This window comes from Segatella hominis (assembly GCF_004535825.1).
GTDB classification, from domain to species: Bacteria; Bacteroidota; Bacteroidia; order Bacteroidales; family Bacteroidaceae; genus Prevotella; species Prevotella hominis.
This window is the reverse complement of sequence record NZ_SGVY01000016.1, coordinates 62,071-76,345: the sequence shown is the minus strand read 5'-3', so window position 1 is coordinate 76,345 and position 14,275 is coordinate 62,071. Positions and strand designations below refer to the sequence as shown.

The 14,275-nt window shown below is 38.9% G+C and carries 16 protein-coding genes and 2 pseudogenes; 1 reads left to right on the top strand and 17 read right to left on the bottom strand.

Going from position 1 to position 14,275, the window contains the following annotated elements; genetic code table 11:
- Positions 1–63 precede the first annotated feature (63 nt).
- The 4 genes from EXN75_RS07965 to EXN75_RS07950 all read right to left on the bottom strand — a co-directional run bounded on the left by EXN75_RS07965 (position 64) and on the right by EXN75_RS07950 (position 1,933).
- Entirely contained in the window at positions 64–510 is a 447-nt protein-coding gene (locus EXN75_RS07965) for a GH25 family lysozyme (RefSeq protein ID WP_134843384.1), read from the bottom strand.
- 365 nt (positions 511–875) lie between these two features.
- Positions 876–1,397 carry a DUF6169 family protein gene (locus EXN75_RS07960; protein WP_134843383.1) on the bottom strand — a complete coding sequence of 174 codons (522 nt, stop codon included), beginning with the start codon at positions 1,395–1,397 and terminating at the stop codon, positions 876–878.
- Positions 1,391–1,546: a hypothetical protein gene (locus EXN75_RS07955; RefSeq protein WP_006848289.1), complete on the bottom strand. Its 156-nt coding sequence runs from the start codon at positions 1,544–1,546 to the stop codon at positions 1,391–1,393. Before EXN75_RS07955 ends, EXN75_RS07960 begins: the two co-directional genes overlap by 7 nt.
- Positions 1,547–1,633: 87 nt before the next feature.
- Positions 1,634–1,933, bottom strand: coding sequence for a nucleotidyltransferase family protein (locus EXN75_RS07950; protein ID WP_134843382.1), 300 nt, complete (start codon positions 1,931–1,933; stop codon positions 1,634–1,636).
- Positions 1,934–2,106: 173 nt separating this feature from the next.
- Between EXN75_RS07950 and EXN75_RS07945 the strand changes: the two genes are divergently transcribed.
- Positions 2,107–2,331, top strand: a complete 225-nt coding sequence (locus EXN75_RS07945; protein WP_134843381.1) for a hypothetical protein — start codon at positions 2,107–2,109, stop codon at positions 2,329–2,331.
- 20 nt (positions 2,332–2,351) lie between these two features.
- Here the strand turns inward: EXN75_RS07945 and EXN75_RS07940 are convergent, their stop codons facing one another.
- The 13 genes and pseudogenes from EXN75_RS07940 to EXN75_RS07885 all read right to left on the bottom strand — a co-directional run bounded on the left by EXN75_RS07940 (position 2,352) and on the right by EXN75_RS07885 (position 14,256).
- Positions 2,352–3,071 (bottom strand): caspase family protein, encoded by a 720-nt coding sequence (locus EXN75_RS07940; protein WP_134843380.1) that lies wholly within the window; start codon positions 3,069–3,071, stop codon positions 2,352–2,354.
- A 2-nt stretch (positions 3,072–3,073) separates the two neighbouring features.
- Positions 3,074–4,687: a protein kinase domain-containing protein gene (locus tag EXN75_RS07935; protein ID WP_134843379.1), complete on the bottom strand. Its 1,614-nt coding sequence runs from the start codon at positions 4,685–4,687 to the stop codon at positions 3,074–3,076.
- Positions 4,688–4,692: 5 nt separating this feature from the next.
- Positions 4,693–5,001: pseudogene (locus tag EXN75_RS18190) on the bottom strand (energy transducer TonB); the annotation flags it as partial.
- Between the two features lie 519 nt (positions 5,002–5,520).
- Positions 5,521–6,264 (bottom strand): annotated as a pseudogene (locus EXN75_RS18185) (serine/threonine-protein kinase); the annotation flags it as partial.
- Positions 6,265–6,307: 43 nt separating this feature from the next.
- A complete protein-coding gene (locus tag EXN75_RS07925; protein ID WP_134843377.1) occupies positions 6,308–6,895 on the bottom strand; it encodes a hypothetical protein in 588 nt (195 codons plus the stop codon).
- A 6-nt stretch (positions 6,896–6,901) separates the two neighbouring features.
- Positions 6,902–7,417: a hypothetical protein gene (locus EXN75_RS07920; protein WP_134843376.1), complete on the bottom strand. Its 516-nt coding sequence runs from the start codon at positions 7,415–7,417 to the stop codon at positions 6,902–6,904.
- A gap of 53 nt (positions 7,418–7,470) precedes the next feature.
- A complete protein-coding gene (locus EXN75_RS07915; RefSeq protein WP_134843375.1) occupies positions 7,471–9,456 on the bottom strand; it encodes a bifunctional serine/threonine-protein kinase/formylglycine-generating enzyme family protein in 1,986 nt (661 codons plus the stop codon).
- 13 nt (positions 9,457–9,469) lie between these two features.
- Complete coding sequence (locus EXN75_RS07910) at positions 9,470–10,612, bottom strand: PP2C family protein-serine/threonine phosphatase (RefSeq protein ID WP_134843374.1); 1,143 nt, start codon at positions 10,610–10,612, stop codon at positions 9,470–9,472.
- 8 nt (positions 10,613–10,620) lie between these two features.
- Positions 10,621–11,232, bottom strand: a complete 612-nt coding sequence (locus EXN75_RS07905; protein ID WP_167639477.1) for an FHA domain-containing protein — start codon at positions 11,230–11,232, stop codon at positions 10,621–10,623.
- A gap of 25 nt (positions 11,233–11,257) precedes the next feature.
- Positions 11,258–12,205, bottom strand: a complete 948-nt coding sequence (locus EXN75_RS07900; protein ID WP_134843372.1) for a hypothetical protein — start codon at positions 12,203–12,205, stop codon at positions 11,258–11,260.
- 106 nt (positions 12,206–12,311) lie between these two features.
- On the bottom strand, positions 12,312–13,001 hold the full coding sequence (locus EXN75_RS07895; protein WP_134843371.1) for an FHA domain-containing protein: 690 nt from the start codon (positions 12,999–13,001) through the stop codon (positions 12,312–12,314).
- Positions 13,002–13,022: 21 nt separating this feature from the next.
- Complete coding sequence (locus tag EXN75_RS07890) at positions 13,023–13,385, bottom strand: LytTR family transcriptional regulator DNA-binding domain-containing protein (RefSeq protein ID WP_228119568.1); 363 nt, start codon at positions 13,383–13,385, stop codon at positions 13,023–13,025.
- Between the two features lie 529 nt (positions 13,386–13,914).
- Complete coding sequence (locus tag EXN75_RS07885) at positions 13,915–14,256, bottom strand: hypothetical protein (RefSeq protein WP_134843370.1); 342 nt, start codon at positions 14,254–14,256, stop codon at positions 13,915–13,917.
- Positions 14,257–14,275 lie beyond the last annotated feature (19 nt).

The following is a 14,275-nucleotide window of genomic DNA, read 5'->3' as shown; positions in this document are numbered from 1 at the left end:
GATTTGGATGGTGAAGGACTAAATCAGCACATAGCTATTTGCTAGAGTAGTTAATAGTACACCTTAACACCAATTAACCAAATCCATGTTACTTGATTCTGGGTGCAAAGGTAAAAGAGCAGTTACTGAAGAGCCGGCAGACATCAGATGATAAGATCCTACCTTCAATCCATATTTACGAGCCAGTCTGATATTTCGGCGATAATGTCGATCCACATATCCTTTACCATGTGTAGCTCTGATATAAACGAACTTGATTCGCTTGTTCTTCGCTATTTCCTTCCACTTGATAACTCCATTGTGTTTCGATACATCAATGCCGTCATATCCGCCACGAGTATAAGGTTGCCCTTTCAATCTATCAACGAACACATCAGAATAAGATGAAGCGATGCCCACCCATCGCTTCACCTTATATGGTGACACCACATACATGATTCCCAGACCAATACCAGCCAAAACGACCAGGCTGCCTAAGGAAACCAAAGTATATTTTAATCCTTTCTTCATTACATTTTATTTTTTAGTTGTTTTCAGGGGGACAAAGATAGTGAATTTATCCGAAACAGCATAGAAAGTAAGGGGATAATTGTATGAAATGGGGGGCTGGAAGTACCAAATGACAAAACGGATGCTTGACCATATTCTTCAAGCATCCGTTTTGCAAAATTCATACACACATAACCGATTGTAAATCTGATCCTATTTTATGAAGACCATCAACAATACGTTTACGCTGCTGCTCACATGGTTTCTTCAATCCATTCACATAGTGTGATAAAAGACTTTGGTTTATTCCAGAAGCACGACTACCGCTCTGATAAATTATCGAAAACGGAGACTCATCTGCCTTATACAGCCTTATTGCCAACAAATCATTCTTCGTACTCCTCAGGTTTAGCATTCAGCAAATTGACAGTCGCCATAAACTCGCTTACCAAATTCGCAAACTGAGGATTATCCTTACGAATTATTAGAGCTGCATAATTATCATTCCCCTCTTCATCTGTTATCGTCTGAGGTAGAAAAACATATTCCTCGCGTTCTCCATAAATTCCAAACCAATATTGAAATAAGCGATTACGCATCTTCTGCATTCCACCACTCGTATCACAGATATAAAGAAATGCAGCTTGATTCTTAGCAAAGAATTCTTCAACGATAGCAAGAATGGTCTCTCGCACTTTTGGGTCACGAGGCGACTTTACTCTCTTAGGATTTGAGATACCAAACTGGTAAACCAAACCTTCATGAAGCAATTCGTCTCTCTCAAATGTTACAAAGATTTCTGCATCGTAATCTGTAATGAAACACAATGTATCAACAGCATCTGCCAACTTGACCTCATAAGGGGAATTGGCATTTATCGTGTCTAGAGACAAAGTTTCGACTACCATACTTCTATCCCAATAGGTTCTTTACCAGTACGTTCAAGACAGCTATTCCTTACCAAGGTTTCTAACTTTTCAACCATCTTACGCTTGGTTTCCTTAGAAGCATTCCAACGTCGCAACGCTTCTTCTCTTGTTAACTTTGTTGTATTCATTCTTTATTCCTCCTTTTTTAGTTCAAATTACAACTGCAAAGATACAACATTATAGTGTAAACGCCAAAGAAAATGAGATAATCTTTTTTATCGAATAGCATAGATTCCATCCCGTTCAATTCTTGATTTAAAGAAAGGATTCATGTTTTTGTGAATACGCAGTACATCAACTGAGCACTTAAACAAGCCCTCTAAGAACTCTTTCAAGTCGGCCAATAAAAATGGATTAGGAGTTTCTGTTTCTACACAAATATCCAAATCGCTTTGCTCTGTTTGCTCATTTCGTGATACGGAACCAAAAATGCGCAAGGTCTTGATTCCAAAATCTTTAGTAATCTTGGAACTATTTTGCCTAATTATTGCGATATAATCTTGAACTGTTCTCATAACACCTATCTTTAAACAGTGCAAATATAAGAAATTATCTGGTATCTTCCAAACTTTTTGCCATGTTTTTGCAATTCATCCCACAAAATATCATTTTAAAACTTTGGTACTTTCAAATATTAATCGTAATTTTGCAATAAATTAGAGTAACCAAAAATAAGGAGGATTACAATATGACTAAAATAATGTCAAACTCAAAAGAACCTGCAGTTACCTATCTTCACGATTATGCAACAGAGGCTCATAACGAATCCGAAGAATATCCTTTTATGACATCATGCAATAATGACGAGTTGGCGAATCATGTCTTAGCCCGTGAAGAAGAATATGCAAGAACAGGCTACGCCGTTGACTTTCTAGAAATGATGGCTGATTTCAAAAACGAATTCGAATGGTAAAGATACGAGTATTTTATCTTTTACCACTTCATCACCGCCATATTCCCATCAAAGTTACCCCACATTACGGGATGCTGACGATTCCCTGATGCTTCTACTACTCCTTGATGCACGAAATTATAGATTTCCTTAGCCGTGATAACTCTATCCTTGTTTGTATCAGCACCACCTCGCAAGCCACGTTCCAAAAACACAGTAAATAGGCTGTTCTTGAAACCTGTTTGTCTTGGAGTTTCTAAGGATTTCTCCGTTGAACGAGAAGAAAGGAAGAACATCACATTCTCTTTAGAATAGTTAGTATTCCTCTTATTCGTATTTCTCATTTTCCCTGCAAAGCAAGCATCCACGAAAATCATTTTCTGCTGAGCTTTACTCTGTCTCATAATGCTCAATACAGAAGAGTAATACAAAACTCCATCGTAACACACCAATCCACCAGGCACACCATGACCACTAAAGTATAGGATAATAGCATCTGATGGTGAAGCCTTGGCAAATGTATTACGCATTGCCGTACATACCTTTTTGATCGTAACGTCTGAATTGACAAAGCAATCAACCATAGCATTACCATTCTTGGTAAAGATACCCGATATGGTCTTGGCATCATTCGCACTTACCCGAAGGTCATTCTGACGACCGGGGTAATCGGCGATGCCCACGCTAACGATATAAGTTCTTGCTGGCAATGTTGGTATTGCCAGCAAGAAGATAAAGAAAGAAGATAATAGCCGCTTCATTATTACTCACAAATAGGTCTAATAGAACGCAAAGTCAAGATTGGCTCATATGTTAAATCTGACTCTTCCTCATTGAAGTATAAATAATAAGCATTCAATCCATGCCCCCTACTTGAACTCCAATAATAACCAAAGGAATCTTTACGATAGATACCATAATCACTCTTTCTACCTGCGCCTGGCAAAAAGATACTTTTACCAGAAGGACCTGTAACCTTGCAACCTGTTGTCCCATTGTAAGTAATCCAACTCCAACGACATCTATCTATCAGTTCTTTAAACTGCTTACGAGTTGGAGTTTTCAATTTTCCTTCAGAAAGAAGATAAGCCACATCAAACTTGGTACCTGCAATTTCCTTATCTGTTGGAAATCCATCCAAAGAATGACCATTCATTCCATTTGCCCAACGATAATACTCCCCATACTCTTCAGGTTTAGTGGCCCCCAGATTACAACCACACCATTTTACACTAAGTCCAAGATCGACAACATCAGAAGCATCGATATCACTTTCTTGAACCATATAATCGGTAATATACATTGTGGCCTCTTTATCTTCTTCTTTCAAGAATTTAGGCTTTGGAACATCTAGCGGTTTGGATGACACCTTTTCTTGCACACGTTCAACCTCTTGCGGCTCAGAATCTTCTTTAAGTGCAGTTGACATATATAGAGTCTCCTCAGATTGAACCTTCTCGTTTTTTACATGAACTGCCTGAGCATTCTCCGTACCCAGTGCATCCAAGAAATCCACTATCGTATGATATCGTTCCTTTCTTCTTGGTTGCATTGCCTTTTCAATAACTCGCTTCGTCTGCTCACTTATGCCCATCGGCAATTCCGGCAAACCTTCATCAAAGACTGCAGTTGCCTCAGGAGGTGTTTGACCAGTCAACATCTTGAACATAGTAGCTCCCAAAGAATATATGTCTGTTTCAGGAGAGAACATTCCCAATCCTCCTACACGAGATTGCTCAATAGGCGCATAGCCAACACTCACTCCAACAGGACTACTCGTGGTCTGTTCACCAGCCATATCATAATTCTTGGACATACCAAAATCTATCAATACAACATCACCATTCTTTCGTAATAACACATTACCAGGTTTCACGTCTAAGTGATTCATGTTATGAGCATGGATATACTGCAAGGCAGACGCTATCTGTCTCGTATATTTCAAGGTCTCATCTTCCGATAAAGAACCTTTCTTCTCTATCAAATCCGACAATGAGCCACCATCAATGTACTCCATGACATAGTAAGCGGTACCATTCTCCTCAAACACATCCAACACCTTTATAATATGAGGATGAGTCAACTTAGAGATATTCTTCGCTTCCTTGATAAACTTCTGGCGAAACTTCTCCACCAAATCCGCACTTCCTGTAGAAGGAACTGTCACCATAGATGATTCTTCATCACGATTACAGAGTTCCTTCATAAAAAATTCTTTGATTGTCACTTCGATTTCTGCATCAATCGTGCCCAAGGCACCTGCTACAGAAACCTTCTGCTTAGCCAAATAGGTGATTCCGAAACCACCTTGACCGAGCACTCGCTCAATTTTGTATTTGCCATTTAACAGCAAAACATTATTTCCTAACTGTTTCATTTTTTCTATTCTACTCTAAAAACTACAGGTACACTATATCTTACTTGCACGCATTCTCCATTTTGCTTACCCGGAATCCATTTAGGCATAGATTCTACTACACGCATAGCTTCTCTGTCTAGAGCAGGATCTACAGATTTAGCGACTTTCACATGAGAAATGCTTCCATCATCATCAACCACAAAGTTGATAATCACCCTACCTTGAACACCATTCTCCTGTGCTACGACAGGATACTTGATGCTGCTAGCCAGATACTGCATCAAGGCACTTTGTCCTCCAGGAAATGAAGGCATCACTTCAACGATATCATATGCTTTTACCTGCGAATCTTGGGGTGTATTATAGTTCTGCTGTTCGTTATTTACATTTTGTTCAGCACCTTGCTTTTGAACATTTTCTTCTACTGTTGTTTCAATATTTGGTGCTGTCTTTTCTATTGCCTCATTATTTCCTTGACATTTCACGAAAGCATAAACACAACCAATTACGAGAACAGCCAGTATCACAAGAATGATTTTTCTAGAATTTGATGTATTGTCTTCTTCATCGATATATTCCACATTTTCTTCGTTCTTTGGAGCAACTATCGTCTGTTCATAAGTATCATCAATATTGCCAGAAAGCTTTTGAGGCAAGACTTGTGTTTCCTCTTGATTAGTCAATGCCTCTGAAGCGATAGTAGGCATCATACAATTCATCAACTTCAAAAATTCTGACACAGTCTGTACTCTATACTTCTTTCGAGGATTCATACCTTGCTCTATAGCGTGCCAAACAGTATCAGAAATACCAATAGGCTTATCTCCCATTCCTTCATTCAAGACAATACTAGCTTCAGGAGGATTCTTACCAGTAAGCAAATAGAATAAAGTTGCAGCAAGTCCATAAACATCTGTTGCAGGAGAAAAATCCTGCAAACTCTGTTGGTACTGTTCCAAAGGAGCATAGCCAGCACTAATTCCTACGGGAGTAGAACTAGTCTGATGCCCTTCTTCTGTATAGCCTTTTGAGATTCCAAAATCGATAAGCATAGCACCACCTTTGTCATCAAGCAGGATGTTGCTTGGCTTTACATCATAATGACAAATATGCTTTTGGTGCATATACTCCAATGCCGAACCTATCTGTTGGATATACTTAATGGCTATAGCCTCATCCAAGGCACCATGCAACTTCACATAATCAGCCAACGATCCACCACTCAAATATTGCATTACATAATAGACCGTATCATTTTCCTCAAACACATCTACGACTTTAACGATATGAGGATGATTCATCTGTGCAAGGTTCTTTGCTTCCTTAACAAACTTCTTGCGATACAACTCTACCAAGGCACGACTTCCCTGGGAAGGAACGGTTATCTTCCCCGTCCCTTCCTCTCGTTCACAAGTGTCCTTCATAAAGAACTCCTTGATTGCCACTGGTACATCGACCTCCATATTACCCAAAGAACCTGAGACGGTTTCTTTCATTATTGCCTTATAGGTAATACCGAAACCTCCTTGTCCTAGGAGCTTTTCTATTCTGTATTTGCCACTGCTAAGAACGGCATTATTATTTAGTTGAACCATAATTTCTCCACAATAATTTTATACAATCAATGACAGAGTACTACTATTTGACTGTTCGCAGACATAATTTATATCCAGAAAAGGTACTATTGGTATCTAATTCCAAATCATTCAGAGTAATCTTTGCTGAATTTCTGCCACAACCATCTGAGTCTTTAAGCCAAAACAAAGCCTCTCCCGTTTGCGAACAATGAGAAAATTCCTTATAAAGTCCTGTTAATTCGAAAGTGATTTTATTACCATTCGGACCTAAACAGATTGCCCAACTATGATAATAGTAATTACCATATTCAGTCCAATTCTTTTCTGTATTCTCGTTCCATTTACATTTTCTTCGTAATTCATCCCATTGCTCTAAGGTAGGAAGATTGTAAGCCTTACTCTCCTCTTGAGTCAAATAAATGGCATTACCTTTTTCATCCTCAACATAGCTAGACGCCCAAAGAGTTCCACTTGGAAGCCCTAAGTCAACATATTCAGTTTTTTCCAATGCGGAATCTTTTACCACCTTATTAATACCATCCTGATAGCCCGCATTATAACCAGCCTGATAAGCATCTGCAACAACCTGGTTTAACTCTTCGACAACTTTGCCATCAGCATATTCTTTTGCTTTATTAAAATTATCCATATAATTTTATTCTAATTTTCTTATTCCATTACGAGTTACTATATAAGGAGCAATGCTAATAACTCTTGCTTTTTTTACTAGTCCCTCTATGGAGAGTTCTTCCATATTACACTTTTCAAGCCAATACCTATTACACAAATCATCCTTATTCACATTTTTGTTTCTCATTCCAACTTTACAGTTCCCAAGTAAGAAACATAAATCTTCATAATTCCGAGAATCATGCCACTCTACATTATCAACTTCCAGTACTAACAGATTAACTATACAATATGAACCTGGAGCAGAAGCAAAAGTATTAGCCCATTGAAATGCTCGTTTTTCCATTTTATCATCATAAGGAAAAACAAATAAAGAGTCTACTCTATCAAATAATTTAGGATAAAATTCACTCCTAACACTTTCAAGTAACAATTCTGCTTTTGAACGCATTTCTGAATATATACGTTCAAAACTAGAAGGTTCAATTACCTCTCCGACCTTCCGTAAAACTGTATCTTTTTCGATTCTACAAACTTTCATATATCTTAATATACTTATTTCTAAATCATAATTTTAATAAAAACATTTTAGAACTATGGTTCCATAACCAATCTAAATCCATACTCAGAACTTGCATATCCCTCCAAAATACCAATACTTCGATAAGCAACAGTACAGTAATACTCATCAAGAGCCCAATCTCCACCACGAAATATATGTCCACACTCCCCTCCTTGCGGACCTTTAGGGTTTATTTGAGAAGTTGCTGTATAAGGTGCAGCCCAATCAGAACAATATTCACGAACATTTCCTGTCATATCATAAAGCCCTAATTCATTAGAATTTTTCAGACCTACATTATGAGTTTTTCCTCCACTATTCCCATGCCACCATGCAACTTCCGAAATATTATTACTACCTGAATAACGATAACCTTGGTTAAGTTTGCCTCCACGAGCAGCATATTCCCACTCTGCCTCTGTTGGAAGTCTAAACTTTCTATTTGTTATTTGATTCAATTTCTTTATAAATTTCAAACAATCATCCATACTACCTCCCCCCACACTAACTTGTTCTACAGGTCTTTTTTCCCCTGTAAAACCAGATGGATTTGTTTCCATAATTGCCATCCACTCTTCTTGAGTCACTTCATATTTACCTATATAGAAACTAGATAAAGTTACTTGATGAACAGGTTTAGTCCCTTCCCAATCATATGTATCAGTTCCTCCCATCATAAAAGTACCGCCCTCAACGTACACCATATTAGATACCAAATTATCAATTATTTGCTTATTATGTTGTTGCTTTTTTAAATATGAGAGTCTTGCATTTATTTTTTTTCGATGTTCATCTGTCATATTGCTATATTCATTTACAAATCTATTAATATCATCAATCTTTTGAGAAGAAAAAGCCTTTTCAAAAGCATTATTTTCACAAATAGTTTTATAGCCATAATAACTAATTGATAAACATATTAAAAACAACGCCCCAACTATTAATAAATTACGACATATATGACTATCTGTTTTTTTCTTACTTATCCCTTGTTGGTTAACTCCAGCTTTAACTTTCTTTACTTTACCTTCCCACAGTGTTTCTTCATCATCCCCTGCAAGATTAACATGAGATTGCATAGGGCAACATGCCTTTGTTGCTTCAACATTACCATAAGCAGCCGTAGCAAACTGTTGCGAGATACGTCTTATCTCCCCCACATTCTTCGGTCTCTTTAACCTATTCACTTGCATCATCCAAACCACCAATTTCTTCATTTCCCCAGAAACATTAGGCATTGGGAGGGCAAGATGCTTGTCCTCTGTCTCGTCTTCAGAAAGGTCAGAAACTGATGGTGGGTCTTGATTGGTGAGCAACTTATACACAGTTGCACCAAGAGAATAGAAATCTGTCCATGGTCCGAACTTATCATAGCTCTGCGCCATTTGTTCACTAGAGGCATAGCCATTCGTATAACTGATACCAGTGCTCATCGTGGCACCACCTACCGTACTCTGCTGCTTACTTGCACCAAAGTCTATCAACTTGACCACATCATGACTATCCACCATAATATTGGCAGGCTTGATGTCAAGATGGAACATACCTTCGTTATGGATTGCCTCAAGACCATCCAATATCTGATTCAAGTAATTACGAACCACAGACTCTGCCAAAGGTGCATTGGTACGCTTCAAACGGGTAGATAGATTTTCTCCATCCACATAATCCATTACATAATATGCAGTACCATTCTCCTCAAAGAGATCATAGACCTTGACAATATGAGGATTACTGAGACTACGAAGACGGCGAGCTTCTTTCTTGAACTTCTCTCGCTGCTGCTCAAAGCTATTGGTATTCTCAGCATTACTTACACTAATGGTAGTGCTATTACCATCACGCTGGCACACGCCCTTTACAAAGAACTCTTTGATGGCATAAGTCTCATCAAACTCGATGTTCTTTGCTAAATAGGTATTGCCGAAGCCACCAGATGATAAGTAGCTTTCTATCTTGTAAGTTCCGTGTAGGATGGTTCCTACTTGGAGCATATTTTGATTATTTAGTTCGTCCATTTTTTATTGTATCTTACTTTATTGAATCTGGTTTTGTTGGATCTGTCTTTGACTCTTGCTGGCTATTAAACTCTTTCACGGTCATCATAGAATCTTCATGAAGAGAATCCTGCAAAGCTGCCTCTGCTTTATACTTGCTATAGTAGCCATAACCAGCCATGCCAACAGCAGCCAATACCACTAAGACAACAAATGCAATGAAGACAGATTTCTTTCTTTTCTGCTTATTCATCATCTCAACTATCACACTATCAGGAACAGGCGGCGGTGTACCAGCAGGCTTTACGACTTCAACATCAGGAGAAGCAGTCACCTCTTCCACATCAGGCTTGATGTTCAAAGCATTGCATTTCGCCGTAAGCTCTTCATTTACAAGACTCACATCAGCCTCGTCATGACTCACTTCTTTGATGTGTACTATATAAGCAGAATGATTATCTTTATTATCTGAGGTTTCTGAAATCAGCATCTGTCGCTTCTCTTCATCACGAACATTCGCAGCAAAGACATCCAAAAGTTCCTCATCCTCCATCTGTTCCAACATGCCGTCAGAACAAATGTAGAAGTAATCACCTGGCTGAATATCTGAAATATGGATAACATCAGGTTTTGGATGATTTCTGTCTCCAGCTATCATCGCACGGGTGATGACATTTTTCTGTGGAAATGTCTTCATCTCCTCATAGGTCAACTCACCAGCCTGATAAAGATCATACACCAGGGAATGGTCACGACTCTTATATAATATGGTATGCGAAGATGGACGGAGATGGTATATTCTACTATCTCCAATATGAGCTGCCGTACATCCATTACTGTGAAAATACAGCAAAGTTAAAGTTGTTCCCATCTGACGGGAATCTCCCGCAATAGCCAGTTTATCCAGTTCTTCGTAGGCATACGCCAAAGCATCAGACAGCAACTTATCTTCCAAGCCTTCAGAAGCAACTGCATGCTGCAACAAAAACGAAAAAAGACTTTTGCAAATACTTTGGCTTGCCACCTCACCATGCTCATGTCCACCCATACCATCACAGAGCAAAAACAAACGGTCATTCTCCGTTGCTTTGCCCTCTATTGGATAGATGCTATCTTCCTGGTCCGCCCTTTTACCCAACTCATGGATAGCTAAAGGCTGATATATCTTGATTCTCATTGTTAGCTTTATTTTTGATGATAAACAACAGTTGTGTTACCCATCTTGATGATACTTCCTTCTGTCAAGACGAGCTGGTCATCCTCGTTCAATAATTGTCCATTCACATAACTGGCATTTTTATTATGGTAGTTAGACACCACCACCCTAACCTTGTCCGTAGAAGCCTTAATTACCTGGATGGCAAGATGCTGACGGCTCATATATCTATCATCAGTAACTATCTGTACAGTTGCCTGCGAAGTAGTAGCCTTGCGACCTATCACATTATTGCCGAACCCTAACGGATACTTCTGACCACCATAGAGCAAATAACCAGGAGTAACCTCTTCATTCTTGCCTGCAAGGATTGTTTCATCAGATTGAGAAGGAGAAGAGAAATGCCCCACGTAACGAGTTTCTCCATTATCTCGATTCACATACTGAGTCTCACCATTGCTGTTACCAACATATTCTGTTTCCCCAAAAGATTGCGGAGTTGCAGCATGTTGCTGTGAGAACATCACTCTCAGCTGAGTTTTACATTGAGGACAAGTAATCACCTTAACCGCTTCGTTTTGAGAATTTCTCACGTCAAGCAATACACCGCAACTCGGACATTTGATTCTTTTAATTTCCATTGCTACCATCTATTTTAATCAATGTTTATGCCATCTGAATATCAGCATCAGACATATAGTCTGGCATATCAGGAGCAACATCAGGATTCTCTAAGGATGCTGTTTGGAGATTTGGATCAGCAGAATCATCAACTCCGGTATCAGCGAAATCACTACCACTTGGAGTTATCACTTGTCCTGTATGCAAATCAATTGCTTCACCAACGTCAATACTTCCATTGCCATTGGCATCACAAATCGCAACATCAGGAATTCCATCCTGATCAAAATCTACCACACTCACTTCCTGACCATCCACGTCGAAGACACCCACTGTGGCCATGGAGCCATCAGCAAGCTGAACTTCACCCGCATTAACCAAATGAACATCTGTATTTTGGTCATCAGCCACCTGCACATCACTTGCCTGATGCAAATTTGCATCATTGTGAGCAACAGATACATCCTGGTCTGCATGAGAAGAATGAGATACCATAGCAACATCTTCCGCTTGATGAGGAGTTGCATTCATTTCTTCAGCACGTACTTCTGGCTTTACAGCCTCAGCATAGTCGTTCTTTTCTGTATCTGTCATGTTGTTCCACTCGTCCTCGGTATAAGTACTATAAATATTGCCATGCCAATGGAAAGCGCCACCAGGACCAACTTCGGCTCTAGCGGCATCAAAAGCCTCCTTAAAGCTCTGCTCATCATGACTCTCAGCTACCTTGATAGAGGCATTATCATTAGCTGCAGCAGCATCTTGCGATGGATTCTCCCCTTCCGGTTTTGTATCGGGAGTTTCTTCTGTATTTGCTGCAAAGGCATCTGTGGCATACATAGCACTTGCACCTAACAAAATACCAGCAGCTCCACTTACCGCTACTTTCTTCCAAGTTGCCTTATCAGCAGCGTTCTGAGTTTTATCTTTACTTTCCTGTCTTACTTCAGGATGTGTATTATCGAAATACAATGTTTCTTCATTCTGTGCCATAATCATACGTTTTAAAATTATAACTGGTGCAAATATAGTGAAATAATAAATAGATAGGTGCTAATTCTGTGCTCATTACACAAAACCTATCTTTTATTGTACAAAATCACTTTTTGATTTTAGCCCTGCAATAAGGACAAGTCTCATTCTGCATTAAAACTCCATAAGACAGAAAGCCCAGGAAGTGATGACAATGAGGACAAACATAATGCTGCTGAAACTCTTCAGTCAACTGCTTCTGCCTTAACGGTCCCTTAGAAGAATCCTTATATGCTTTTACAGTAAAGCCTACAGAAATCAAAATACCTAAGAGATACAAACCTATATAAAGAGGAGTCTCTCTAAATTCTGGGAAAATGATACTCAAAGCGATGGCTCCCATAGTAATCAAACCAGTAATGCCACGAAGAGAATTAAACTTGCGGTCAGCAATTTGCTGATCAAGTTTATGTTCATCATATTCTTCCCAAACACGCTGCAATGGACGAAAATCTACCATTTGAGGAACAAAACTCTTTATCCAATCCCAACTAACCAAAAATTTGCTTGGACCAAGTTCTATTTTATCCTTTTCCATGATAGTCTTTACCATTATTTCCACTCCATTGACAAAAGTAACATTCTGAGGTTTTAGATTCGTAATTCTATAAGAACCATCTGGATTAATGGTCAAACTACAATGTTGACGGCTCACAGTCATAGGAACACATCCAGCACTCCCAAAAGTCTTGGATTGTTGTCCCATTGTTATTCTCAATTGAGATGTACTAGCATCACGTCCAATGATTAATTCCATAAAATTCTTTGCTTGATTAGTTTATTTTTTAGTTATGAGTAAATCCTTCATTTGCTTCAAGGCTTCCTTAGAAATACCTAAAGCAAAAGCAAAATGCTCATAATCTGATAATATCAACTGTTGCTTTTGCGTATTGACCTGATAGATGTAGCCAGTGTTGATGATAAAGCGCTTACCCACTCTCATAAAAATACTCTTGCAATCTACAAGATGCTCGGCCAAATACTTCTCCATCTGAGTCAAATTCAGACAAACAACAGCCTTCAGCTTGTTAATAGTAACAATCTGTGTATAATTGCCATCTCCTTCGAAATAAACAATTTTGGAAACATCTAATCTTAAGAGTTCCGTCTTTGTATTGAATACGATAAATTGACTATCCATATTTACCATTTACATCGCAGACTTGTTCCCAGAAGTAGCTATCGGTCATTAAGTTTTCAATGAAAAAGCGTGGGACTATTGTTCGGTCGCCGAAATAGAGGTTGTGGAAAGACCTTTCAACTAGCAACTAACAATAGCCCACGCCAAAAGGTATATCGGAACCTTCCTCCTATAGAGAAAAGGATACAATAATCCCATAGCGTGAGCCGTATTGCTGTTCGTCATAGTTGAATTTTGAAATTTCCACATTTCTATTTCAAGACTAACGTTCAATACGCTCATTCATTTGAGTCTTCATCGCAGCCGTTCTTTTCCATCTGCTCCAACTCCTACCGCAAAAGTAAGCAATATTCTTGATACTGCCAAACTTTTAGCCACTTTTTTTCTAAAATGCTCTATTTTTCTCAAAAGGATAAGAAAAAGGCATCGGATGCCGCCACTGCCGAAAAGATATAACTTCCACATTCCTATTCCATAACAGCTCCGATGCCTATATAATACCTAAAACTTTCCTATCTTCCTTTTCTGTTTAGTTCTTTACCACCGTCCCCTTTCTGGCATTCACCGTAAAATTTCCAAGGGATGTCTTGACTTTATAAACGCCATTCTTCGATGATACCAGCTTTGCCGACATTCCCATAAAGCTGATGTCGCCGTCCTTCTTCTCAATGGTGTACTTTCCGAAAGGAGTAGCTACGATGATGTGGTGCTTGGTTTTTTCAACTACACCATACACTGTGCCGGATGGTGCCTGCTTAACCTGCTCGGCTACACTCTTTACGGCATTTGCCGCATCGGTGTTGTTACTCTTTGCAAAACTGGTTGTGGTGGCAGCTACTACCATCATCAACGAAATCATAATCTTCTTCATACCTTAATTATATATTAAA